Annotated in this window: 21 protein-coding genes and 1 pseudogene; 4 read left to right on the forward strand and 18 right to left on the reverse strand. The window is 67.0% G+C overall.

Going from position 1 to position 23,903, the window contains the following annotated elements:
- Nucleotides 1-23: 23 nt before the first annotated feature.
- A complete protein-coding gene (locus QPR87_RS14260; RefSeq protein ID WP_011751193.1) occupies nucleotides 24-488 on the reverse strand; it encodes a GNAT family N-acetyltransferase in 465 nt (154 codons plus the stop codon).
- A gap of 158 nt (nucleotides 489-646) precedes the next feature.
- Here QPR87_RS14260 and argE point away from each other — a divergent pair, with 158 nt between their 5' ends.
- Both argE and QPR87_RS14270 read left to right on the forward strand, forming a co-directional pair.
- Nucleotides 647-1,777, forward strand: coding sequence for an acetylornithine deacetylase (gene argE / locus QPR87_RS14265; RefSeq protein ID WP_285049943.1), 1,131 nt, complete (start codon nucleotides 647-649; stop codon nucleotides 1,775-1,777).
- Between the two features lie 478 nt (nucleotides 1,778-2,255).
- Nucleotides 2,256-3,506: an outer membrane protein gene (locus QPR87_RS14270; protein WP_285049944.1), complete on the forward strand. Its 1,251-nt coding sequence runs from the start codon at nucleotides 2,256-2,258 to the stop codon at nucleotides 3,504-3,506.
- 118 nt (nucleotides 3,507-3,624) lie between these two features.
- Here QPR87_RS14270 and QPR87_RS14275 read toward each other — a convergent pair whose 3' ends face one another.
- The 8 genes from QPR87_RS14275 to QPR87_RS14310 form a co-directional block, all read right to left on the reverse strand.
- Nucleotides 3,625-5,475 carry a sigma-54-dependent Fis family transcriptional regulator gene (locus QPR87_RS14275; RefSeq protein ID WP_285049945.1) on the reverse strand — a complete coding sequence of 617 codons (1,851 nt, stop codon included), beginning with the start codon at nucleotides 5,473-5,475 and terminating at the stop codon, nucleotides 3,625-3,627.
- Between the two features lie 87 nt (nucleotides 5,476-5,562).
- The gene (locus QPR87_RS14280; RefSeq protein ID WP_285049946.1) at nucleotides 5,563-6,636 is read right to left on the reverse strand and encodes a 2,3-butanediol dehydrogenase; all 1,074 of its coding nucleotides are present in this window, start codon (nucleotides 6,634-6,636) and stop codon (nucleotides 5,563-5,565) included.
- Between the two features lie 9 nt (nucleotides 6,637-6,645).
- Complete coding sequence (locus tag QPR87_RS14285) at nucleotides 6,646-6,975, reverse strand: carboxymuconolactone decarboxylase family protein (protein ID WP_285049947.1); 330 nt, start codon at nucleotides 6,973-6,975, stop codon at nucleotides 6,646-6,648.
- The gene (locus QPR87_RS14290) at nucleotides 6,972-7,760 is read right to left on the reverse strand and encodes an SDR family NAD(P)-dependent oxidoreductase (RefSeq protein ID WP_285049948.1); all 789 of its coding nucleotides are present in this window, start codon (nucleotides 7,758-7,760) and stop codon (nucleotides 6,972-6,974) included. Before QPR87_RS14290 ends, QPR87_RS14285 begins: the two co-directional genes overlap by 4 nt.
- 49 nt (nucleotides 7,761-7,809) lie before the next feature.
- Nucleotides 7,810-8,913 carry an acetoin dehydrogenase dihydrolipoyllysine-residue acetyltransferase subunit gene (locus QPR87_RS14295; protein ID WP_231000742.1) on the reverse strand — a complete coding sequence of 368 codons (1,104 nt, stop codon included), beginning with the start codon at nucleotides 8,911-8,913 and terminating at the stop codon, nucleotides 7,810-7,812.
- Between the two features lies 1 nt (nucleotide 8,914).
- Nucleotides 8,915-9,922, reverse strand: coding sequence for an alpha-ketoacid dehydrogenase subunit beta (locus QPR87_RS14300; RefSeq protein ID WP_285049949.1), 1,008 nt, complete (start codon nucleotides 9,920-9,922; stop codon nucleotides 8,915-8,917).
- 22 nt (nucleotides 9,923-9,944) lie between these two features.
- Nucleotides 9,945-10,922: a thiamine pyrophosphate-dependent dehydrogenase E1 component subunit alpha gene (locus QPR87_RS14305; protein WP_285049950.1), complete on the reverse strand. Its 978-nt coding sequence runs from the start codon at nucleotides 10,920-10,922 to the stop codon at nucleotides 9,945-9,947.
- 20 nt (nucleotides 10,923-10,942) lie between these two features.
- Nucleotides 10,943-11,956, reverse strand: a complete 1,014-nt coding sequence (locus QPR87_RS14310; protein ID WP_285049951.1) for an ATP-NAD kinase family protein — start codon at nucleotides 11,954-11,956, stop codon at nucleotides 10,943-10,945.
- A 90-nt stretch (nucleotides 11,957-12,046) separates the two neighbouring features.
- On the opposite strand from QPR87_RS14310, the gene QPR87_RS14315 reads away from it, so the two are divergent.
- Entirely contained in the window at nucleotides 12,047-13,237 is a 1,191-nt protein-coding gene (locus QPR87_RS14315) for an RNA polymerase factor sigma-54 (protein ID WP_285049952.1), read from the forward strand.
- Nucleotides 13,238-13,380: 143 nt separating this feature from the next.
- Here QPR87_RS14315 and QPR87_RS14320 read toward each other — a convergent pair whose 3' ends face one another.
- The 3 genes from QPR87_RS14320 to QPR87_RS14330 all read right to left on the reverse strand — a co-directional run bounded on the left by QPR87_RS14320 (nucleotide 13,381) and on the right by QPR87_RS14330 (nucleotide 15,850).
- The gene (locus QPR87_RS14320) at nucleotides 13,381-14,424 is read right to left on the reverse strand and encodes an AI-2E family transporter (protein ID WP_285049953.1); all 1,044 of its coding nucleotides are present in this window, start codon (nucleotides 14,422-14,424) and stop codon (nucleotides 13,381-13,383) included.
- Nucleotides 14,425-14,611: 187 nt separating this feature from the next.
- Nucleotides 14,612-15,241, reverse strand: coding sequence for a DsbA family protein (locus tag QPR87_RS14325; RefSeq protein WP_285049954.1), 630 nt, complete (start codon nucleotides 15,239-15,241; stop codon nucleotides 14,612-14,614).
- 51 nt (nucleotides 15,242-15,292) lie between these two features.
- Nucleotides 15,293-15,850, reverse strand: coding sequence for a L,D-transpeptidase (locus QPR87_RS14330; protein WP_285049955.1), 558 nt, complete (start codon nucleotides 15,848-15,850; stop codon nucleotides 15,293-15,295).
- Between the two features lie 229 nt (nucleotides 15,851-16,079).
- Here QPR87_RS14330 and QPR87_RS14335 point away from each other — a divergent pair.
- A pseudogene (locus tag QPR87_RS14335) lies at nucleotides 16,080-16,420 on the forward strand (response regulator); the annotation flags it as partial.
- 178 nt (nucleotides 16,421-16,598) lie between these two features.
- On the opposite strand, the gene acuI reads toward QPR87_RS14335, so the two are convergent.
- From acuI to QPR87_RS14365, 6 genes are all read right to left on the reverse strand, one after another.
- Nucleotides 16,599-17,585, reverse strand: a complete 987-nt coding sequence (gene acuI / locus QPR87_RS14340; RefSeq protein ID WP_285049956.1) for an acrylyl-CoA reductase (NADPH) — start codon at nucleotides 17,583-17,585, stop codon at nucleotides 16,599-16,601.
- 22 nt (nucleotides 17,586-17,607) lie between these two features.
- A complete protein-coding gene (locus QPR87_RS14345; protein ID WP_285049957.1) occupies nucleotides 17,608-18,426 on the reverse strand; it encodes an enoyl-CoA hydratase/isomerase family protein in 819 nt (272 codons plus the stop codon).
- A gap of 29 nt (nucleotides 18,427-18,455) precedes the next feature.
- A complete protein-coding gene (locus tag QPR87_RS14350) occupies nucleotides 18,456-19,655 on the reverse strand; it encodes an MFS transporter (protein ID WP_285049958.1) in 1,200 nt (399 codons plus the stop codon).
- Nucleotides 19,656-19,693: 38 nt separating this feature from the next.
- Complete coding sequence (locus QPR87_RS14355) at nucleotides 19,694-20,896, reverse strand: ABC transporter substrate-binding protein (protein ID WP_285049959.1); 1,203 nt, start codon at nucleotides 20,894-20,896, stop codon at nucleotides 19,694-19,696.
- A 100-nt stretch (nucleotides 20,897-20,996) separates the two neighbouring features.
- Nucleotides 20,997-21,761 (reverse strand): GntR family transcriptional regulator, encoded by a 765-nt coding sequence (locus QPR87_RS14360; protein ID WP_285049960.1) that lies wholly within the window; start codon nucleotides 21,759-21,761, stop codon nucleotides 20,997-20,999.
- On the reverse strand, nucleotides 21,758-23,875 hold the full coding sequence (locus tag QPR87_RS14365; RefSeq protein WP_285049961.1) for an acetate--CoA ligase family protein: 2,118 nt from the start codon (nucleotides 23,873-23,875) through the stop codon (nucleotides 21,758-21,760). Before QPR87_RS14365 ends, QPR87_RS14360 begins: the two co-directional genes overlap by 4 nt.
- Nucleotides 23,876-23,903: the final 28 nt, after the last annotated feature.

Genomic DNA, 23,903 nt, shown 5'->3' on the forward strand with positions numbered 1-23,903 from the left:
GGCATGATATCCATAGCCAGTGGTTATGAACCGGGCTTCGGCACCGACATGTAGAATTCGGGATGCGGCACCGGGCGGAAGCCGGCCTTTTCATAAACCGCATGGGCGTCGCGCGTGGCCAGCATCCAGGTGGGAATGTCCGCAAGCTCAGGATGGGTGCGGATGACCCTGGCCAGCCAGACGGCCAGACCACGCCCGCGATGCGCCGGCAGCACGAAGACGTCGCGCAGATAGGCAAAGACCGTGTAATCCGTCACCAGCCGCGCAAAGCCCGCCATGGCCCCGTCCGGCGCGATCACCGCCATCGGCAGCGATCCGGCCAGCGCACGCTCAAGCCGGTCCCGCGGCAGGCCGTCGGACCAATAGGCCTCCTCTGCCAGAAAGCGCCCGACCAGATCCACGTCGACCGACGCGCGGTCGGTGGTCAGCAGATAGCCGTCGGCCCGGCGCCATGCGACGGGGGCGATATCGGGTGGGGTGATGGTCATTCCGGGCCTCCTTCTTTGCGCCAGACTGGCACGGCCAAGGCGAAAGGACAGGCCCAAGCCCGCCCCGCAACGGCAGGGAATTGCGCCTGCGCGGCCTTATTCGGCAGCATCTTCGTCCGACCCGCGCCGATGCTGGCGCAACGAACAAGGGGGTTCGCATGAATGTCGAGACGATCCTGGCCGACCTGGTCGCGGTGCCCTCGCTGCCCGGGACGCCCAACCGGGTGATGACGGATTGCCTGCGCAACTACCTCGCCGGGGCGCAGGTGACCGAGATCCCCGGCCCCGAGGGCGACCGCTTCAACCTGTTCGCCACCATCGGCCCGCGCGACGTGCCCGGCTATGTCCTGTCAGGCCACAGCGATGTCGTCCCGGTCGAGGGGCAGGACTGGGCCACGGATCCCTTTCGCCTGACCCGCGACGGCAACCGGCTGATCGGGCGCGGCACCACCGACATGAAGGGCTTTCTGGCCTGCGTCCTGTCGATGGTGCCGGAATTCGCCGCAATGGACCTGCGCCGGCCGATCCATGTCGCCCTGTCCTATGACGAGGAAATCGGCTGCCGGGGCGTCGGCCACATGATCGCCCGCTTGCCCGGGCTTTGCGCCCCGCCGCTGGGCTGCATCGTGGGCGAGCCCAGCGACATGCGCCCCGTCCTGTCCCACAAGGGCAAGCAGGCCATCGCCATCACGATCGAGGGACAGGCCGGACATTCCTCGAATCCCGCATTGGGGGTGAACGCGCTTTATCCGGCGGGCGAATTGCTGGTCTGGATTCGCGACCGGGCCGCCCGGCTGGCGACCGAGGGGCCGTTCGACCCACGCTTCGACCCGCCGCATTCGACGCTGCAAGCGGGGGTGATCCGGGGCGGCAGCGCGGTCAACATCATCCCGGATCGCGCCGTGATCGACATCGAGGTCCGCTCGGTCCCCGGACAGGCACCGCAGGAGGTGATGGCCGAGGTTCTGGCCGAACTTCACGCCGTCGCGGCGCGGTCGGGGGTGCGGGCGTCCTCTGCCGAGTTTTCCAGCTATCCCGCCCTGCCACCGCCCGAAGGCGACGACCTGTCCCGCCTGCTGGCGCGGTGGACCGGGCAAGAGCCGCTGGCCGCCGTCAGCTATGGCACCGAGGCCGGGCTGTTCCACGCGGCCGGCATCCCCTCGATCATCTGCGGGCCGGGAAGCATCGCCCGCGCGCATCGCGCAAACGAGTTCATCTTGGACGAAGAGCTTGAAGCCTGCCGCCGGATGTTGCTGGCCCTGTCTGCCGAAATATCCGCGCCCGCGTAAGGGCCTGCACCGGGGCGAATCTGGATCGCTGGCCGGCCAGCCGGCATCGTCGCGAGGCTGCCTTGAGTTCAGGCCACGCGTGCAGCCGGATCGGCTGCAACCCGCGCCGCTTCAATGCTGCGTTGTAAGACCTCGGTTTGCCCTGCAACAGCGGGAAGGTTCAGGCCGGATCATGGCAGGTTCTTAACCTGCTGGATTTGCCTTGTTAATCCACCGAAACGACAAGGTCCTGCAACAATGCCATTTGCAATCAAAAGTTGCAAAGCGGTTAAGCGGCATAGCTATCGCCCGCAAGTTTATCGGCATGTTTTCGGGCAGACGGGCCGCCGCGCGCATATACCCACCGCTCGCAAAGCAGCAGGTAGAGAGACCCCTTCGCACAAGGGCAATATCAACCAAACCAGTACAAACGGACAGGTTGCAGAAAATCGCCAGTGGTTGCTTTAAGAGATAAGTTAACAAGTGCATAGGAGACGAGATGAGCAACCGTATCGCTCTGATTTTGGCCGCAACCACTTTTCTTGCATCGCCCGCTTTTTCTGGCGGCTACGTCGCTCCGGTGATCCAACCGCAAATCAGCCCGGTCGTGGAAGTCGCCCGCCCGGCATTCAGTTGGACTGGTCCTTATGTCGGCGCTTACATCGGAAATACCAAACTCGATCTGAAGTCGACTGGTGAAATCCACCATGATGCCATTACGGTCGAGCACGACGAAATTACCGAGGAAATCCCCGCCGAAGTCATCGAACATCCCGAAGTCACCGAAGACCGGGTTGTCGAGATGATTGAACACCCCGAAGTCACCGAGGAAAAGGTCGTCAAGGAGATCGACCATCCGGCGATCGTCGAGAAAATCCCTGCGGTGACAAAAGAACATCCAGAGGTGAAGGAAAAGGTAACGGTCGGCTGGGAAGAGGTTCAGATCGGAACTGAAACGGTAAAAGTCAGGGAAGACGTATACCGCGATGAAAATGGCGAAAAACAACGGGATGAAAATCACCATACCGGCTGGCGCCATGTCCCCGTCTATGAAGAAGTTCCGGTCTATGAAAATCGTCCCATCTATGAGGAACGGGTAGTTCAGGATGCATGGGTCGAAGTGATCTCGCCTGAAAAAGAGGTCGTGATCAAGGATGCCTGGACCGAAACCGTCACCGAAACCGTCGTGGTCCAGGAGGCATGGGTCGAAGAAGTCACCGAGACCGTCGTCGTGCAGGAAGCCCGGACCGAGATCGTGAAACCCGCCAGGACTGTCGTGGTGCAGGAAGCATGGACCGAGGTTGTCCGTGAAGCGTGGACCGAACAGCTCACCGATAGTTTCAGCGAGGATGGCAATAGCTATGGCCTGTTCGCGGGCTATCGCCGCCAATGGCAGAACAACTTTGTCGGTGGTATCGAAATCCACTACGGAAGGAACGGCTCTAACCGATTCAACCTCGCGGAACTTGGAGGGACGGTGCAATTCGGCAAGGATACCTACGGCGCCGAACTTCAGGCGGGTTATGCGATCAAGCGCGCGTTGCCGTATATTGCCGTGGGTTATGCCAACATCCTGGATCAGGATGCCATGACCGTATCACTAGGGCTGGATTATGCCGTTACCGACCGCCTGATCGTCGGCGCCAAATATACCCATTACGATATCGGCGATATCAGTGGAATCGACAGCATTCATCGGTTCGAGGGCGACGGCAATATGGTCAGCCTGCGCGCAGCGATCAAGTTCTGACGCTTTTCCCGGCGGTCGCCATCGTGCCGCCGGGTTATTCCGCAACGCAGGGCCGTATCTGGCGGCGTTTGAAACCCATCCCGGCCTGCCGACGGCCAAGGACCCGAGGCGCCGATTCCTATTTCGACTTGCGCAAGCGCCGGTAGAATGTCGAGCGGTCGATCTTCGCGGCACGGGCTGCAGCCGAGACATTGCCCCCATGCTCGTCCAGGAGCCGCAGCAATTCGTCCTCGGGCCTGCTGCCTGCCGGCGACCGGGACAGGGCGGCTCGATCCGCCATCCCTGCCGGCAGATGCGCGGGCAGGACCGGGGCACCGTCGCACATCGCCGCGGCAAGCTCGCAAAGATTGACGATCTCGCGGACGTTGCCGGGCCAGTCATGGGCCAGCAGCAGGGCCATGGCCTGCGGGGAAAATCGCGGCTTGCCCTCGGTCGCGCCGGCGATGCGGGCGATCAGCCATTCCAGGTCGGCCCGCGCCCGGACCGGCGGGATGTCCAGCACCAGCCCGTTCAGCCGGTAATAGAGATCCTGCCGGAACCGCCCCTCGGCCACCAGCTGGGCCAGGTCGTGATGCGAGGCCGAGATGACGCGGATATCCACCGGCTCGGCGCGCGTGGCACCGACCGGCAGCAACTCGCGTTCCGACAGCACGCGCAGCAGCCGCGCCTGCAAGGCCAGCGGCATGTCTCCGATCTCGTCCAGGAACAGCGTGCCGCCATGCGCCTCGCGGATCAGGCCCTTCTTGCCGCGCGCGTGGGCGCCGGTAAAGGCGTTCGGGGTATAGCCGAACAGCTCGCTTTCGATCAGCGCCTCGGGCAGCGCAGCGCAGTTGATCGCGACGAAGGCCCCCCGCCTGCGCGAGGACTCGTGCATGGCGCGGGCGATGAACTCCTTGCCGGTCCCCGTCTCGCCGCGCAGGATGACGCTGATCTGGCGGTCCACCACCTTGGCAGCGCGCTCGGCCAGGCATTGCATGGCCGGATCGCCGCCATGGATCGCGCGCAGCGGCTGGGGCAGGCTGCCTTCCGCGGCCCGGCGCGGCGGCGCGGTCGGCGGCACGGCACGGGCAAAGATCAGCCCGCCGGCCTGCATCTCCAGCGCGCCGTCGACCGGCGCCATGGCGCGCGACAGCTTGGGCAGGTCGTCCATGTCATAGGCGAAGATATCGTCGAAGCGCCGCCCGATCAGCGCCTCGGCCGGCCCGCCGGCCAAAAGCTCGCGCGCATTGTTGGTCATGCCGCTGATGCGGCCCTCGGGGTCGATGGCGACCGCGGCCATCGGGTCCACGTCAAGGAACTCGGGCGAGGGGTTCAGCCGCAGGATCCAGTCGGCGCGATGCCGGCGCACCAGATTGGCCATCTCGATGCGCCGGACGCAGGATTTCATCACCTCCAGCGTCAGCGCCTGGCTCATCTTGTCCTGCGGCGCCTGCAGATGCGACAGGTCCAGCACGCCGATCAGCCCGCCGCGCGTGTCATGGACCGGCACGGCGGTGCAGGACAGCGGCGTCAGCGCCACGTCGAAATGGTCGGTGCGATGCACGGTGATCGCCCGCCCGGTGGCGAGGCAGGCGCCGACGCCGTTGGTGCCGACATGGCGTTCATGCCATTCCGAACCGGCGATCAGCCCGGCATGGCGCAGCTCGCGGTCCAGCTCCGCATCGCCGATGGCATCGACGGTCACGCCGCGCGCATTCGCGAGCAGCAGCACATAGCCCATCGCGTTCACACGGCGATACAGGTCCTCCATGCCGTGCCGGGCCACGCCCAGCAGCTCCTCGGATTCCTGGCGATGCTGGCGCAGTTCCTTCTGGGTGACGATGCGCGGCCCGGCATGGCGGCTGGGGTCGAGCTGGTGTTCGTTGACGCAGCGCCGCCACGAGGCCAGGACATCGGCATCCCGGCGCGGCGAGGTCTCGCCCTCGGCCACGCGAATGACTTCAAGGACATGCGTCCCAGTATCCGGCATCCCCCGCATCGGCTCCTCCCAAAGCCCGGCGCGACCATAGCACGGGTTGGCCGCGCCGGGGCAGAAATCTTGTCGCAGGCGCGGTTGTCAGCGCGAGAGGTCGATCAGGATCTTCAGCTGGCTGCCGGCAGGGTCCAGGAGTGCCTCGAACCCCTCGGCCACGGCGTCGGCCAGCGCGATGCGCCTGGTCACCACCCGCTTGGCCGGGATGGCGCCCGAGGCGATCAGCTCGATGGTGCGCGGCCAGCTATGGGTCGGATAGCACCACGAGCCGCGGATCTCGGCATCCTTGAACGTCAGCTGGAAGAAATCCACGCTGCCCTTGCCGGAATGCAGCCCGGTCTGCACGATCACCCCCTGCTTGCGCACCGCGTCGAGACAGGATTGCAGCGCACGTTCGTTGCCGACGCATTCCAGCGCCACGTCGCAGCCGATGCCGTCCTGCGTGCCGGCGCGCACCCGCTCGCCCACATCCTCGCGCGCAGGATTGACGGTGACGACGCCCGGCACGACCTCGGCCGCGAGTGCCAGCCGCGTGTCGTTCACGTCCGACACGAACAGCCGCGTCGCGCCGAAGGCCCGCGCGGTCAGAAGCGCAAGGATGCCGATGGGGCCGGCGCCCGTCACCAGCACCGAATCCCCGGCGGTGATCCGGCCCCGGTCGCAGGCATAGACGCAGACGGCGGTCGGCTCGACCAGCGCGGCCTCTTCGTCGCTCATGCCGTCGGGAATCTTCTCGACATTGTAGTCGTTCAGCAGCGCCATCTCGGCCATGCCGCCCGAGACCCAGGAAAGCCCGACCAGCGCCAGGCTGCCCGAGAGGTTGTGCCAGCCCCGGTCGGCGAAATATTCGCCGCCGCGCGGCATGATCAGCGGCTGCACCGCCACCCGGTCGCCGGGCGCCACCTTGGTCACGCCCTCGCCCACCGCCACGACCTCGCCGCCGAACTCGTGGCCCAGCACCTGCGGGCCATGGGCGCCGGAATAGGGATGCGGCTGGGTCGGGATGAAGATCGGGCCCGAGGCATATTCATGCAGGTCGGTGCCGCAGATGCCGACATGGCTGTTTCGGATCAGCACCTGGCCGGGGCCGGGCCGGGGCGGTTCGGGAATGTCCTCGATCCGCAGATCCCTGGCGGCATGGAAACGCAATGCTTTCATGGCGACACCTCACAACTCGTCGAAGGCGGCCAGCGCCTTTGCCGCATAGACCGTGCCCGGCCCGCCGGACATCTCGATGGCGACGGCCAGCACCTCCAGCAATTCCTCGCGGCTGGCGCCGTGGGCCTTGGCCTCGCTGGTATGAAAGACGATGCAATCCTCGCAGCCGCGCCCGATGGCGACGGCGATGGCGATCATCTCCTTCATCGCCGGGCTGACCTTGCCCTCGCGGTTGGCGGCGACCATCAGCCCGCGAAAGGCGGACATGGTCTTGCCGTCGGCCTTGTAGAGCGCGGCGGCGCGCGCGTTCATCTCGGCCAGCTTCTGTTTCGCGTTCATACCAGCACCATCCCTCCATCGACGACCAGGCTTTGCCCGGTCATGTAATCGGACCCGGCCGAGGCGAGAAAGATCGAAACCCCCGCCAGATCGTCCGGGCGCGAGGGCCTGCCCAGCAGGATGTCGGCGGAAAAGCCCTCGAATGCCTCGTTGTCGCGTTGGGTCAGCCCCTCGTCCTTGAAGCCCTTGTCGATCAGCTTCCACATGTCGGTCGCGACCACGCCGGGGCAGATGGCGTTGACGCAGATGCCGTCCTTGCCGAAGGCGCGGGCGGCGGCCTGGGTCAGCGCCACCACGGCGAACTTGCTGGCCGAGTAATGCGCCAGGGGCTCATAGCCCTGCTTGCCGGCGATCGAGGCGGTGTTGACGATCTTGCCGCCGCCGCCCTGGGCGATGAACTGCTTCGCCGCCTCCTGGATGCCGATCAGCACGCCCATGGCATTCACGTCCATGACGCGGTGCCAGTCCTCTTCGGTGATGTCGTTGAACTGCTTGACCTGCGCGATGCCGGCATTGTTGAACATGGCGTCGAGCCGGCCGTATTCGGCGACGGTGCGGGCGATCAGGTCGCGCGTGCTGGCCCGGTCGGTCACGTCGACGGCAAGGCCGATGGCCTGCGCGCCCGCCTCGCGGATCTCGGCGGCGGTGGCCTCTGCGGTAGCGGCGGCAATGTCGGCGATCACCACCCGCGCACCGGCCCTGGCCAGCCCCTCGGCGATGGAGCGCCCGATGCCCCGGCCCGAGCCGGTGACGATGATGCTGCGGCCTTCGACGGAATTGCTCATGTCTCTCCTCCCATTGCAAAGGGCCGCCCCCTTGGGGACGGCCGGGCTCTCAGGCGATGAAGTCGCGGATCAGGCGGTTCACCTCGGCCGATTGCTCCATCTGCACCATGTGGCCCGCCCCAGAGACCACATGGCGGGACGCGCCTTGCAGGCTTTCGGCATGGGCGGCGGGGATGACGGCATCGGCCTCGCCCCAGATCACCTGCGCCGGCACGCCCGAGGCGGCCAGCGCCTCGGCCACCTGCTGGGCCTGCCGGCCCTCGCGGAACAGGCTGCCGGCCAGTTCGGTCAGGAAGTCCTGCACGCCGTCGAGGCGCTTGTATTTCAGCAAATCCTCGACCATCGCGCGGCTGACCAGCGACTGATCCTTGAACAGATGCGCCAGCACCGGCTTCAGGTCCTTGCGACCGGCGGCCCTCACGAAGCCGTCGATATAGTCCGAGTTGATCTCGGACCCGAGCCCCGCCGAACAGATCAGCGTGACCGAGGCGACGCGCGCGGGATGCTGCGCCGCCAGCGTGCCGGCAACCAGCCCGCCCATGGAATGGCCGGCCAGATGCGCCTTGTCGATGCCCAGATGGTCCATGAAGGCGATCACGGTCTGGACCATCAGCTCCAGCCCTGCCGGGCGCGCCGATTTCACCGACTGGCCATGACCGGGCAGGTCCAGCGCATAGACGGGCGCGTTTTCCGCCAGCGCGTCGATGTTGAACAGCCAGTTGTCCAGATCGCCGCCGAAGCCGTGGATCAGGATCAGGGGCACGCCCTCGCCCGGTCGCTCGGCATAGCGGATGCGGCCGGCGGGCAGGTCGGCGAACTGATAGCTCGGGCCTTCCTCGCCCTCGTCGTCACCGGCCGAAGGGGTCTCGTAGGCCGCGACATAGGCGTCGATCTCGTCCTCCGCGACCGAGGGCGGCGCCATGACGGCCAGAAGCGCGCGCACCGGATAGGTCTCGCCCTCGACGCCGATGCGGCGGCGCAAGAGCCCGCCGTCGGCAGCCTCGACCACATTGGCGATCTTGTCGGTCTCGACATCCATGATCTCGTCGCCGGGCTTGATCTCGGCGCCCTCGGCGACATGCCAGGCGGCAAGCTTGCCCTCCTTCATCGACAGGCCCCATTTCGGCATCAGGATCGGAGTGATGTCTGCCATGTCAGTCCTCCAGCGTCTTGCGGACGGCCGCGGCGATGCGCTCGGCCGAGGGCACATAGGCATCCTCCAGCGAGGGCGAGAAAGGCACCGGCGCATGCGGCGGCGTCACCATCCGGATGGGTGCCTTGAGCGCGTCGAAGGCGTCCTGCGCCACCGTCGCAGCAATGTCGGCGGCGATGGAACAGCGCGGGTTCGCCTCGTCCACGCAGACCAGCCGGCCGGTCGCCTCGACGCTTTCCAGCACCGTGTCCATGTCGATGGGCGACAGCGTGCGCAGGTCGATCACCTCGACATCGACGCCGTCCTTCTTCAGCAGCTCGGCAGCCTCGACCGAGCGGCCGACCATCTGGCCATAGGTGACGATGGTGGCGTCCCGGCCCTCGCGGACGATGTTCGCCTCGCCGAAGGGGATGGTATAGGGCTCCTCGGGGACATCCGCCGTGCTGGCGTAAAGGTTCTTGTGTTCGAGGAAGATCACCGGGTCGTTGTCCCTGATCGCCTGGATCAGCAGGCCCTTGCAGTCATAGGCGTTCGAGGGGCAGACTACCTTGAGGCCGGGGATATGCGTGAACAGCGGCGTCAGCATCTGGCTGTGCTGGGCGGCGGCGCGGAAACCGGCGCCGCACATGGCGCGGATCACCACCGGGGTCTCGGCCTTGCCGCCGAACATGTAGCGAAACTTCGCCGCCTGGTTGAAGACCTGGTCCAGGCAGACGCCGATGAAGTCGATGAACATCAGTTCCGCCACCGGCCGCAGTCCCGCCGTCGCCGCACCGATGGCCGCGCCGACATAGGCGCTTTCCGACAGCGGCGTGTCGATCATCTGGTTCGGGTGCTTGGCGTAAAGCCCCTTGCTGACGCCCAGAACCCCGCCCCAGGCGTCGTCCTCGCCCTGCGCGCCGGCGCCGCCGACGATATCCTCGCCCATCATGATCACGGTGGGGTCGCGGGTCATCTCCTGATCCAGCGCCTCGTTCACCGCGTCCTTCATGCTGATGATGCGTGCCATTTCCTTTTCCTCCCTCGCTCGATCAGTTCACATAGACGTCGGTGGTCAGCTGCTCGGGGCCGGGCAGCGGCGCGGCGATGGCCTCGGCCACCGCCTCGTCGATCAACTGCGCCACCTCGGCGTCGATGGAGTCCAGCTCGGACTCCGAGATCACCCCGGCCTCGGTCACCTTCTGGCGGAACAGCTTCAGGCAATCGTTGTTGGCGCGGTTGTATTCGTTCTCGCCCGGCGCCTTGTAGGTCTGGGCGTCGCCCTCGAAATGGCCGAAGAAGCGCACGTTCTTGCATTCCAGCAGCGTCGGCCCGGCGCCTTCGCGGGCGCGGCGAATGACCTCGCCCGCCGCCTCGTAGACGGCAAAGAAATCCAGCCCGTCCACGGTGATCCCCGGCATGCCGAAGCCGGTCGCCCGGTCCACATAGCTGTCCGAGGCGGTGGCGTAATCGACCGAGGTCGATTCGGCATAGCCGTTGTTCTCGACCACGAAGATCGCCGGCAGGTTCCAGATCGCAGCCAGGTTCATGCTTTCCAGCACCGTGCCCTGGTTCGAGGCGCCGTCGCCGAAGAAGGTGATGCCGACGCCGTCATGGCCCAGCTTCTGCGCCGCCAGCGCCGCGCCGCAAACCAGCGGCGCACCGGCGCCCAGGATGCCGTTCGCGCCCATCATCCCCAGGGACAGGTCGGCGATATGCATCGAGCCGCCCTTGCCCGCGCAGCAGCCGGTGGCCTTGCCATAGATCTCGGCCATCATCGCCTTGACGTCGACGCCCTTGGCGATGCAATGGCCGTGGCCGCGATGGGTCGAGGCGATGCGGTCTCGGTCGTGCAGATGCATCATGATGCCGACCGCCGTCGCCTCCTCCCCGGCATAAAGGTGGACGAAGCCGGGGATCTCGCCGCGGGCGAAATCGACATGCAGCCGCTCTTCGAAATCGCGGATGGTCTTCATCTTGCGATAGGCGTCCAGAAGCTGCTCTTTCGGCAGCGGAAACGGATTGGACATGAACTCCTCCCTTGTCTGGTTCAGTCTGGGTTGCGGATGAACAGCCCGGCCTGCGCGGCATGGGCCATGCAGGCGGGCACGTCGATGGTGCGGAAGGCGTCGGGCACCAGCCGCACCGAGACCCGGTCGCCTTCGGTGAATGTCAGTTCGCGCTCGCCGTCGAAGGCCAGCGTGCCGGCGGGGATCGAGGGGCGATGCGCCTCGCCCGGCGCCATTCGCGCGACCCCCGCGATGCCCACCCGGTCGATCAGCCCCGGCGCGATGGGGGCCAGCAACTGGCGCGGCGCATCGGGCGACAGCCGGACATGCCGGCCCTCGGGCGTGGCGCGGTCCACCGGGTCGCAAAGGCCGGCGATGGCCGACATGCCGATGGCCTGCGGCAGGCCGAAGGTCACGAACAGGTCGCGGAACCCGGTGGTTTTCCAGATGGCGCGGGCACCGACGAAGCGGTCCTCGACCACCGCGACATCGACCAGCGCGATCTCGCGCCGCTCGCCCAGCGTGACCTCCAGCCATTTGTTCGGGCGCAGCGCCACCGGCTCTGGCACCTGCCCGGTGACGGCCAGGCCCACGGCCAGGCCGGTGATGGTCGGCTCGCGCAGTTCCGGAAACGCATTGTTGGTGCCGGTCGAGACGCCGGCCACCGGCACCGCGCCACAGGCACCGACCACCACGCGATTGGTACCGTCGCCGCCCAGCACCACGATGGCGCGCACCCCGTCCTCGGCCATCATGCGGGCGGCGCGGGCGCTGTCCTCGGGCGTGGCCGTGACGGGCATGTCGAGATAGCGCAGGCGCGGGAAATTCGCGTGGCCCAGGCGCAATTCGCGCTGGATGCTGCGCTCCAGGTGAAAGCGGATGCCGCCGTTTTCCGGCATGACCACGACTTCCTCGACCCCCGCCGCAGCCAGCCCGGCCATCATGCGCAGCACGATATTGGCGCGGTCGTTGATGGGCAGGTTGCCCGCATGCGAGATCACCCGCCGGATGTCGCGGGCCGAAATCGGATTGGCAATGATGCCGACCTTGACCATGTCTGTCCTCCCTGTTGATACTGCAAGCAACAAGCGTGCCAAAATATGGATGTGGGCTTTTCAATGGGTTGCGTGTGATGCGGCTGTGGCGTGCCACAGTTGCGGCGCAACAGCCGGGCGGCGGGGCGGATGCGGCAGGAACTGACGCAAAGGCAGATCGGGAAACTGGCGCTCAGCCAGAAGATGCAGCTGTCGCTGGATGTGCTGCGCATGGATGCCGGGCGGCTGTCGCGCCGGATCAGGCTGGAACTGGCGCGCAACCCGGCCCTGACTTGCGCGGATCCCGATCTGCTGCCGCAGCCGGACGATCCGCGCGCCGAGCTGATCGCGCAGATCGGACTGCTGCCTCTGCCGGCGGACCAGATGCGGATCGCGCGGGAACTGGTCCATTGCCTCGACGACCGCGGCCTGCTGGCCGATCCGCTGGCCGAGATCGCCGGCTGGCTGGGCACCACGCCCGCCGTCCTCGAGGGCTTGCTGCCGCATCTGCACCGGCTTGAACCGCACGGCGTCTTTGCCCGCGACATGTCCGAGTGTTTCCGCCTGCAACTGCGGGCGAAGAACCTGCTGGACCCATGGATGGACCGGCTGCTCGACCGGCTGGATCTGGTTGCCGAAGGCAATCTTTCGGCGATCGCCGCCTTTCTTGGAACGGATCACGAGGATGCAGGGGACATGATCGCGGACATCCGCGCCCTCACGCCGGCACCGCTGGGCATCCCGGCTGCCGGCGGGCCGCCCCCCGAGCTGGAACTGACGGCGCAGGGCGTGTTGAAGCCCGGCCCGTCGCTTGCACTGGCCCTTGGCGACGAAGGCGACGGCGAAGCGCGGGCCATGGCGCAGGGTCTGGTCGCGGCGGTAGAGAACCGCATGCAGACGCTGCTGCGGATCGGCACGGCGCTGATCGAGATCCAGTCGTCCTGGCTGCTTGGCCATGGCGCACGGCGTCCGCTGACCATGACCGCGCTTGGCACGAGTCTGGGCCTCAGCAAAAGCACCATCAGCCGCGCGGTCGCCGGAGTGGTCATGCGAACGCCCGCCGGTCCCGTGCATTTGCGCGACCTTCTGAAACCGCCGATCAGTTCGCACAACCCCGACCTGGACCGCGAGGGCGTCCTGCAGACCCTTTCCCAGATCATTGGCGACTGGCCCGAGGGATACCGCTGCACCGATGCACGCCTTGCCGAAGAGCTTGCGGCGCGAGGAATCCGCCTCTCGCGCCGGACGGTCGCCAAGTATCGGCTGGGACTAAGGGTGCCGAGGCACAGGCAGGACGAATGAAGGCGTCGGCGTCAGAGTAAACACTCGCCCCGCAGGGCGGCTGGACGCGGCAGGCTGGTGAACGGGGGACGCTGCTGCGAACCTGGGAAAAATCCGGCGGCACGGGATCGCATCCGCCGGTTTCATTGCATCCCGTGCCCGGATCACTGCTCGTCGCGAAACAGGCTCCAGACCGCGATGAAGAACGCCGCGATCAGAGGGCCGACGACAAAGCCGTTCATCCCCATCTGCGAAATGCCGCCCAGGGTCGAGACCAGCACGACGTAATCCGGCAGGCTGCTGCGCCGGCCCACCAGCGGCGGGCGCAGGAGATTGTCGATGGTGCTGATGACCAAAACCCCGACCGCCATGATGACGATACCCTTCAGGTAGGCGCCGGTGATCAGGTAATAGACGGCGAAAGGCAGCCAGACCAGGAACGCGCCCACGGCGGGCAGCAGCGACAGCACGCCCATGATCACGCCGCAGAGCAGCGCGGCCTCGATCCCGACCAGCCAGAAGGTCACGCCGCCGATGGTGCCCTGGATGGTCGCGATGATCACGTTGCCGGTGACGGTCGCCTTCACCACATCGACGAATTTCTGCATGATGTGCCGGGTGTGCGGCGCGCTCAGCGGGCTGGCGGCGCTGATGGACCCGACCAATCCCCGGCCGTCGCGAAACAGGAAGAACAGCACGTAGAGCATGACGCCGAGCCCAATCGAGAACTGCGCGGCCCCCTGCCCGATCACCATCGCCCGGGACGCGATGAACTGCGCCGCCTGCCCGACAAAGGAGACCAGCCGGGACTGGATCTCCTCGAAGCTGCCGAGGTTCATCGCCGACAGCGCATCCAGGACGAAGGACGGCATGGCGCCGCGAACCTGATCCATGACCGCCGCCAGATCCGGCTCTTGCGAGCTGACGCTTTGATAGACGCTCGTCGCCTGCCGGGCCAGCGCCCCCAGGATGAGCGTGGCGGGAATGACGACGATGAAGATGCAGGCCAGCACGCTGAGCAAGGCGGCCAGATTGCGCCGTCCGCCCAGCCCATGCTCCAGCCGGTCGTGGAGCGGGCTGAACAGGATGGCAAGGATGACTGCCCAAAGCACGCCGCCATAGAATGGCAGCACGACCCAGATCAGCGCGACCGTCGTGATCAGAACGACCGCGACAAGGCTGGCATCCTGTATCGTCCGTTTCTTCATCCGCAATGTGCCGCCCGGCTTATCTCGAGGTGTCCCGTTTATCGTCTCGTGGGTCTGTGCATCAAGGGCGCTCGGGGGGTTCATCAAGAGCGCCCAGACGCCCGCCCTGCATGGCATGGGCCGCTCGAACGCACAGACTGCCCCTTCGGGCGGCTCTGATCATGCGAGGCGGTTTCCGACCCCCTTCTCAGCCCATCGTCTCCCGCGCGCGCCGGACCAGCCCGCGCAGGTCGTCGAGGCTGTATTCGCCGAACGCGCCCTCGTCGCCTGCGACGAAGGTGGGGGTGCCGATCAGGCCCATATGCTCGGCCAGCATATGGCTCATGGAAATGTGGCGCTCGACCGGCTCGGCCGCCATGTCGCGCTCCAACCGTGCGGTATCCAGGCCGACATCGCGCGCAGCCCGCATCGTGGCGGCCTCGGTGACCCGGCCCTTCGTCCGAAACAGCGCCCTATGCATCTGCCAGTATTTCCCCTGTTGCAGCGAGGCGAGCGAGGCCCGTGCCGCAAAGTCCGAATCCTCGCCGAAGACCGGCCATTCGCGGAACACCACCCGCAGGTTCCTGTCCGAGGTGATCAGCCGATGGATCGGCTCGACCATCTTGCGGCAGAAGGGGCAGTTGTAGTCGAAGAACTCGGTCAGGGTGATGTCGCCCTGCGGGTTGCCCAGAACCGGCGCCGTGGGGTCACGCTCCAGCGATTGGCGCAGGTCGTCGGGCATCGGGTTGTCGCGCGTTTCCTGCGCAAGGCCGGCGCGACCCAGAACCGGCAGCGCCAGCAGGCTGGCACCCGCAAGGACGAGGTGACGGCGTTGCATGATGTCTCCTTCATGTTTCGGACCGGCGGAAATGCCCCGCCGCCCCTTGGTTCAAATGATCCGCACCTGCGTGCCGACCGGGCAAAGCGCGAACAGCTCGGCAATCTTCTCGTTGCAGAGCCCGATGCAGCTGTCCGAGGGCAGCCGGCCGATCTTGCGCGTGTCATGGGTGCCATGGATCAGAGAGGCAGGCCAGGGCAGATACATCGCGTGGCTGCCGAGCGGGTTCGCCGGATCGCCGCCGGCGACCGGCTTCCAGCCGGGAAAGCGCTTCATCTGCGAGGCGGTGGAGGTCCAGCCTGGCCCCTCTTTCTTGCGCACGATCTCGGTATGGCCGCGCTTGGTCAACGCGTCCGAGATCGGGACCAAGGTCGGATAGACCCGATAGATCGCCTCGTCCCCACTCCAGAAATGCAGGGCGCGGGACTTGGTGTCGGCGACGATGGCGCCCTTGCCGAGCGTATCGAAATGATCCTGCCAGCGCTGCATGGTGAAACTGCTGATATTGCGGCGCGGCCCTTTCTGCGCGCACAGGACCGCCGGCATGGCCAGCCCCCCGACTGCGATCACGCCCAGTCCCAAGGCACGGCGACGGTTGATGTCGCTCATCTTGCCGCTCCTTTCCTTGTCTGCGGGTCATGCCCCACCCGGCGGTTGTTCCTGCAAAAGGAAGGCAGGCTTAAGCCGACCGCCGCGCAGGCGCGTCTCGTCCAGCGTCACCGCAACAGGGTTGGGGAACAATATCGTCATCATGGGGACTGGCTAAGGATGCCACCTTAAGCCCAGCTTAAGCCCCGTCGACGATAGCGTGATCGTCACGAATTACGGGGAAACACGGATGCGCTTGCTGGTTGTCGAGGACGATCCGGTCCTGTCCACGGCCTCAGCGCCGGATTGGGGCTGTCGGGGTTCACGGCCGATACCGTCGGCACCCTGACCGATGCCCGCGCCGCGCTGGAGGGTGGCGGCTTCGCAGGCATGGTCCTGGACATCATGTTGCCCGACGGCTCGGGCCTGGACCTGCTGGCTGAACTGCGCAGCAGGGGATCGCGAATCCCGGTCCTTCTGCTGACGGCGCGCGATCAGGTGCGCGACCGAGTCTTCGGTCTCGATGCCGGCGCGGACGATTATCTGGGCAAGCCTTCTGATCTGGAGGAACTCGCCGCGTCATCCCGCGCCTTCCCCGCCCCGGAACGGCGGAAACAGCGCATCCCTCGCCATCAACGCCATCAAACCTCGCTGACCAGGGCCGCGGCGGATGCCGGAGATGGCCTTCGGGCCACGCCCTTTGCGGGCCGGTCCCGGCATCAGCAGACATCATGCCCTCGTCCCGAGATCGGTGACGGATGGCGAGTCGTCATCCGTCCCGGACGTTCACGATCAATCGCCCTCGCACCTTTCCGGCCAGCAGATCGGGCGCGCGGTCGAGCACCTTGGCAAGGGCGATCTCGGTCGCGACCTGCTCCAACGTCCTCGCTTCGACCTCCTTCGCCAGCGCCTTCCAGGCCTGGGCACGCAGCGCCATCGGGCAGAACACGCTGTCGATGCCGGCCAGCGTCACGCCGCGCAGGATGAAGGGGGCGACGGTGGCGGGAAACTCCATGCTCTCGGCCAGGCCGCAGGCTGCAACGGTGCCGCCATATTCCGTGCCCGCGCATACATTGGCCAGCGTCACGCCGCCCACGGCATCGACCGCACCAAGCCAGCGTTCGCGGCCCAGCGGCTTGCCGGGTGCCGAAAGCTCGGCCCGATCCAGGATTTCGGCTGCGCCGAGGCCGGTCAGATAGTCGGCCTCGCTGGCCTTGCCGGTCGCCGCGACGACGCGGTAGCCCCGGCCGGCGAGCAGCTTCACGGCAAAGCTGCCGACGCCGCCCGTTGCCCCGGTCACCAGAACATCGCCGTCGTCGGGCTTCACGCCATGCCGTTCAAGAGCGAGCACGCATAGCATTGCGGTAAACCCGGCCGTACCGATGGCCATCGCCTGCCTTGTGTCCAGACCCTCGGGCAGCTTCAGCGTGCGTTCAGAGGCCACGCGCATCCGTTCGGCATAGCCGCCCCATCGCGTCTCGCCCATGCCGAAGCCGGTATGGACCACCTTGTCGCCCGGCCGGAAGGCATCGCTGCCGGACTGGACGACCGTGCCGGCGAAATCGATGCCGGGAACCATAGGAAAGCGGCGGACGACCGGGCTTTTCCCTGTCAGCGCCAGCGCGTCCTTGTAGTTCATCGTGGACCATTCGACCGCGACCGTCAGGTCGCCCTCGGGCAGCGCATCATCGTCGAGCTGCGCCAGCCTGGCCGAATATCCGCTCTCGTCCTTGTCGATCAGGATTGCGTCGAACATGGTTTTCCCCTTTCGCTTGATGTCATGCGCCGGCAAAGCGCGCCTCGCGCCAGGCCAGCGCCTTGCCCAGCCCCTGGTCGCGCAGCACCTTGAGAAAGCCGCGCTTGAGATCCGTCCCCTCGCCTTCCAGCAGGATGTCGATATCCAGCGAGGCCCGCAGCGCCGCCTGCATCCCCATCAGCTCATAGCTGCGGTGCATCGCCTGCTTGGTCCGCCGCATCGCCATCGCGTCCAGCCGCGAGATCCGCCGGGCCAGCGCCGCGGCCTCGGCCAGCAGATCCTCGGCCGGCACGATGCGGTTGATCAGGCCCCAGTCCAGCGCCTGGGGCGCCGAGATCGAATCCTCGCCGGTAAAGATCACGCCCTTGGCGATCTTGGGCGGCACATGCCATGGCAGCAGCATGGCGACGATGCCGGCGCCGAATTTCAGCTCCGGCTCGCCGAAAACCGCGCTTTCCACGGAAAGCGCGAGGTCGCATCCCATCATCAGCTCGAAGCCGCCGGCAAGCGCCGGGCCGTTCACCGCCGCGATGGTCGGGACCGCCAGGTTCCAGAAGGACATGATGCCGCGGAAATCGGCCTCCAGCACCGGCTCCCATTCCCGCACGCCCTGCGGCGTCGCCTCGGCCTGGGCCTTGAGGTCGAAGCCGGACGAGAACGCCTTGCCCGCGCCGGTGACGATGACGGCGCGGATGCCGTCATCGCGCGAGATCAGCGTGCAAAGCTGGTCCAGCTCTGCCAGCATGTGCTGGTTCATGGCATTGGCGCGCTCGGGCCGGTTGAAGGTGACGACGGCGATGCCCGGCTCGGGCTGGTCATAAAGAAGCGTATCCCATTCCATCGGGAACTCCGTTGCTGAGGATTGCGGTTTCAGCGCCGGCCATGGGCCAGGCGCTTGGCCTCGGGCAGCCTGCGCAGCCGCCACATGGCCAGCACGCCCAGCCAGGGGCCGATGGCCAGCGTGGCAAAGGCGTGGCTCCAGCCGCTGGCCGCGACGATCAGCGGCATGGCCTGGATGATGAGGAAGGTCAGCAGAAAGCCCATGCAGGTCTGAAGCGTCAGCATGGTGCCGACCAGTTCGGGCTCGGACAGTTCCGCGACGCTGGCCGAGAACTGCGCCGAATCGGCGATCACGCTGACGCCCCAGATCAGCGCGACGGCAATGACGGCGAAGGCGCCCAGCGCCGGGGTCAGGCCGATCAGCAGGGCGCAGGCGCCGCTGATCGCCATGGCCGCCATGGTGACGGTGGTGCGGCCGAAGCGGTCGGCCAGCATCCCGGCCACGACGCAGCCAATGGCACCCACCGCGATCACCGCGAAGGTGACGAGCCCCGATTTCGCGGCCAGCGGGCTTGCCGCCTGCGCCAGCGCCCATTCCAGGAACACGCCGATCCAGGCCCACATGGCGTAAAGCTCCCACATATGGCCAAGATATCCGGCATTCGCCAGCAGCACCGGCTTGCGCAACACGGCCTGCCGGGCCTCGGACAGGCGAAAGCGGGCGGCGCGGCGCAGATGCGGGCCGAGACCCGAGAACAGGATCGCCCCCGCCGCGCTGGCCGCGCAAAGGCTGGAGATGACGATCGTGGTGCGCCAGTCCAGCCCGACCACCGCGTTGAACAGGTGCGGCAGCGACGATCCCAGCGTCAGCGCGCCCACCAGCACGCCGATCATCAGCCCCATGCCCTTCTGCGTCCAGCCTGCGGCCATCTTCATGCCCACGGGATAGACCCCGGCCAGCGTCATGCCGGTGACAAAGCGCAGCACCACGGTCACCGCGCCGTCGAAGCCCGTGACCAGCAAAAGCGCATTGGCCGCCGCCCCGCCTATGGCCGAGGCGGCGAACAGCCGCCGGGGATCGAAGCGGTCGGCCATGCCGGTCAGCGCGCTGAGCAGGGTCCCGGCGACGAAGCCAAGCTGCACCGCGCCGGTCAACAGGCCCGCCTGCTGGCCCGACAGGGTGCCATCGGCCACCAGCGCCGTCGCCGCAGCCGTGGCCGAGAACCACAGCGTCATGGCCGAGACCTGGCAGAACAGGATCAATCCGATGGATAGCGGTTTTCCGGCCATGGCTGCTCTTTCCTGTCAAAGCGTGGCGGGGGGCGGGGTCAGAAACCCTTGCACCCGGTTTCCTCGGGAAGCAGGTTGATCTGGTCCCAGCTCATCCGTGTGATGGGTTTCCAGCCGATGGATGCGCCGTGCCGCGGCGGCTCCAGGGCGACCGCCTCGGCGACGAAGGTGCCTTGCATCCCCTGGTGATCCTCGGCGCGGATATCGATGGGACCCACCACGGTTTCGGCGACAGTGTCTTCGAGTGCCTTGATGATCGCATCGGTCGAGATCTCGTCCGCCGCCTCCAGCACGGCCAGCACGAACTGCATCCCCGCATAGGCCTGGATGGCCTGATAGCCCGGCACGATGCCGTATTCCTCGTGATAGGCCTTGACCAGCTCCGCGATCTGCGGGCTCTCATCCTCCTGCATCCACGAGGCGGTCAGCCCGTTGGCGATCATGCCCACGCCGTTCTTGCCAAGCGCCTGCAGCATCGTGTCGGGGATGCCTGCCGGGGTCATGATCGGAAAGTCCAGCCCATAGCCGCGCGCCTGGTTGACAAAGGCGGTCAGGTCGTCGCCCACCGCCAGCGCCAGGTAGATGCCGTCGGCATCGCTGGCCTGGATCTGCGCGATGGCGCTGGACCAGTCCGCCGTGCCCACCGGGCGGCCGGCCTCTCCGGCGATCTGGATGCCGGGTATATGCGAAAACTCCGCCTTGTTGGACAGGCCATAGGCATAGTCGTGATAGACCACGAACCATTTCCGTCCGATCATGTCGGGACGCTCGGCGAACATCGCCGCGCTGGCCTTGGCGGTATTGCCGTCATGGGGCACGGTGCGGAACATGAAGCGGCTGCATTGCTCGCCGGTGATCGGCACCGCCTGGGCGTTGGTGGTGACGATGGGCACGTTCAGCCGCGGCGCCTGGGCGTTGATGCCCAGCGTGACCGCGCTGCTCGCCCCGCCCAGCAGCAGCGAGACCTCGTCCTCCAGCACCAGCTTCTGCGCCTTGCGCAACCCGTTGGCGGGATTGCCGCCGGTATCCTCGACGATCAGCCTGACCGGCTCGCCCTTGACGGTGGCACCCTTCGCGGCCAGCAGAAAGCCGTTGCGCATGTCGTTGCCCAGGGGCGCCAGCACCCCGGTCGTGGGCACGAACACCCCGATGGCGACCTCGGCCGCCGCCGGGCCTGCCGGCAACGCGGCGCAGGCCGCCAGCGCGCAGGCCGCCATCCCGCTAAGACGAAACTTTCCCATTCTCTCCTCCACTCCTGCGATGCGGGCATGAGCAGCCACCCGGCGCCCCCTCCCCGAGGCGCCGACGACCGGGTCCGTTCCCGCTTTGTGAACCCGTTGATTATGACCCGGCGGAACGTCGCTCTTCTTCGAGACGCTCTTGCACGGCCAGAACTCCCGTTCTGATATCGGCCAGCAGCTTGCGCACCGCCTGACGCGCCCGGACGGGATCGCCCGCGCGGATCGCCTCGCTGATCGCCTGCCAGTTGCCGGCCCAGGTCAGGCGTTCGGCCTCGTCCTGGAACAGGCGCCGCGTCAGTGGCAGCGTCTGGCGGCCCAGCGAGAACAGGATCGAGCGCGCGATCTCGTTGCCGGCCGCCTCCGAGATATACATGCTGAGTTGATAGACGATGGCGATGAACTCCTCCTCGTCACCGGCCTCGTTGGCCGCCAGCAGGCGCCGGGTCCCCTCGTCCATGATCGACTGCACCTCGGGGTCCCGCCGTTCGGCCAGTTCCTCGGCGCATATGCCCATCAGCGCCGCGCGCACGTTGAAGATGTCGCGCAGCCGCTCGGCGGTCAGCCGGGTGACGCTGGCGCCGCGGCGCGAGGCCATGGTCACCAGCCCCTCGCGCTCCAGAATCCTCAACGCTTCCCTGATCGGGCCGCGGCTGACCTCGAACCGTTCGGCCAATGCGCTTTCCTGCAACCGCTGGCCCGGTTCGAACTCGCCGTTGATGATCAGCGCCATGATCCTGGCGCTGAGCTGTTCGGGCAGGGTCTGCATGCCATCGGCCTCGGCCGGATCGGTCCGAAATGTCCTGGCCAGATCGACATGGGTGCCGAATGTCGGGGTTTGCGGATTGCTGGAAGCGCGATTGATCAATTCAATACCCTCATGCCGTGAATGAGTCTTGCCTGAGCACGAACGGCCCGCGATGTCGATTGATATACCGATATGCCCCGTTTCAGGAACTTCCTGCGCTGGTCGCGGACGAAATCGTCCTGGTATTTGTCGCCCGAGCTGCGCAATGCCAGCGACATGGCCGCGCCGTCGGGGCGCGCGCGGGCGATCGAATCGCAGATCCGTTCCAGCGCGACCAGCCCCGCCTCGTCGCTTTCCATGAAGTCGAGCACCCAGCCCATCTCGACGAAGACCACCACCCGGTCGATGACCGGCGAGTCCTTGAGCAGGTTGATGATCTCCTCGAAGATATAGCGGTCGCCATCGCGCAGGCCCCAGACCGGGATGTCGATGGGGTTGGCGACGCTGGTGCCGGGAATGCCGAAGCGCCTCAGCCCTTCCTCGGTCGCCGGATCCAGCGCGGGCACGGTCAGCCCCGCGCGTGCCGCCGCGTCCGACGCGGTGACGCTGACCCCGCCGCCCGAGCCGAAGATCGCCAGCCGCTCGCCCGGGCCACGGCCATGCGCGGCCAGCGCCAGCAGCGTGTCCATCAGGTCGTCGACATTGGACACCTGGATCACCCCCGATTGCGCCAGCGCCGCGTCCCACAGCAGGCCGTCCGTCGCCATCGCCGCCGTATGGCTGGAGGCCGCCACCTGGCCCTGCTCGGTCTGCGCTCCGCGCAGGATCACCACGGGCTTGGCCATCGCGGCGGCGGCGCGGAAGAACAGCCCCGGATCGCGCAGCGATTCCATGTAGAAGGCGATGATCTCGGTCTCGGGATCCTGCTCGGCCTGCAGCAGCAGATCGACCATGTCCACGTCCGAGCAGTTGCCGCAGGACAGCGCCCGTCCCAGCGGCAGGCCCCAGACCTGCGCGCGGCGCACCACGTCGCCGGCAAAGGTGCCGCTTTGGGAAAAGAAGGTGATGCCCCCGCCCTCGGTCGGGTTGTAGCGCGCCGCCCCGACCGCCATGCGCGAGGCGGCCGAGAAGGTGCCGATGCAGTTCGGCCCGACCATGCGCATCGCCCCGTCCGCGACCTGTTCCAGCATCCGGCACTCCAGGCCGGCGCTGTCGCTGGAAAACTCGGCGAAGCCCGCCGTCAGCACCTGCGCCAGCTTGACCCCCTTGGCGCGGCATTCGGCCAGCACGTCGGGCACGCGATGGCTGGCGACGGCGACCAGCGCGCGGTCGATCCCGTCCGGCGCATCGGTGATCGTCGGATAGGCCTTGAGGCCGCAGATCTCGTCGGCGCTGGGGTGGATCGGATAGATCGGGCCGGTGAAGCCGAAATCCACGAGGTTGCGGATCATGTGATGGCCCAGCTTGTCGGCCGAGGTCGAGGCGCCGACAAAGGCGATGGCCCCGGGATTGAACAGCGCCCTCATCCCCGCCAGCCGGGCGCGGCGGGTGTCGAGCGCGGCCGCGGTTTCCGCATCGCCGCGCGGGGTGGTGGCGGGACGCACGCCGCCCGCGACCGCGTCGACCGCGACCGCCCGCGCGCCGCAAAGGATGATCGGGTTGATGTCGAGTTCGGCGATCTCCTCGTTCAGCAACATGCCGTCCGGTCCGCCGACCGCCATCAGGCAGCGGGTCAGCGCGGCGCGTCCGGCCGCATCCCCGCCGGCGAAGGGGGCGGGAAAGGCCGCATCGACCATCGCCCGGCCTTGCGCCTCGGTCAGCGGCGCCAGCGCTGCGACGGGCTTGCCGCGCTGTTCGACCCCGCTGCCGCCGGCGCCGAACAGCACCACAGGCCCGTAATCCGGATCGATCCGCCCGCCGATGAAGACCTCTAGCCCGGCAGGCACCATCTCTTCGACCAGCACGCCCTCGATGTGGGCCGAGGGATGCGAGGCGCGGCAGGCATCCATGATCGAGCGCCAGGCATCCGCCGCCCCGTCCGCCGCCACCGACAGGCGCACGCCGCCGGCATCGACCTTGTGGACGATGTCGGGCGAGACCACCTTCAGCGCGCAGGGGGCACCGATGCGCGAGACGATGGCATGGGCATCGTCCGGCGAGGTCGCCAGTTCCGGCAGCGTGGTCTCGATGCCATAGCGCGCCAGCAGTTCCTTGGATTCGATTTCGGTTCTCATCTCATTCCTGAATGTTGATCTGTGAAAG

Origin of the sequence: Paracoccus sp. SSJ (assembly GCF_030234105.1) — a bacterium.
GTDB lineage: Bacteria > Pseudomonadota > Alphaproteobacteria > Rhodobacterales > Rhodobacteraceae > Paracoccus > Paracoccus denitrificans.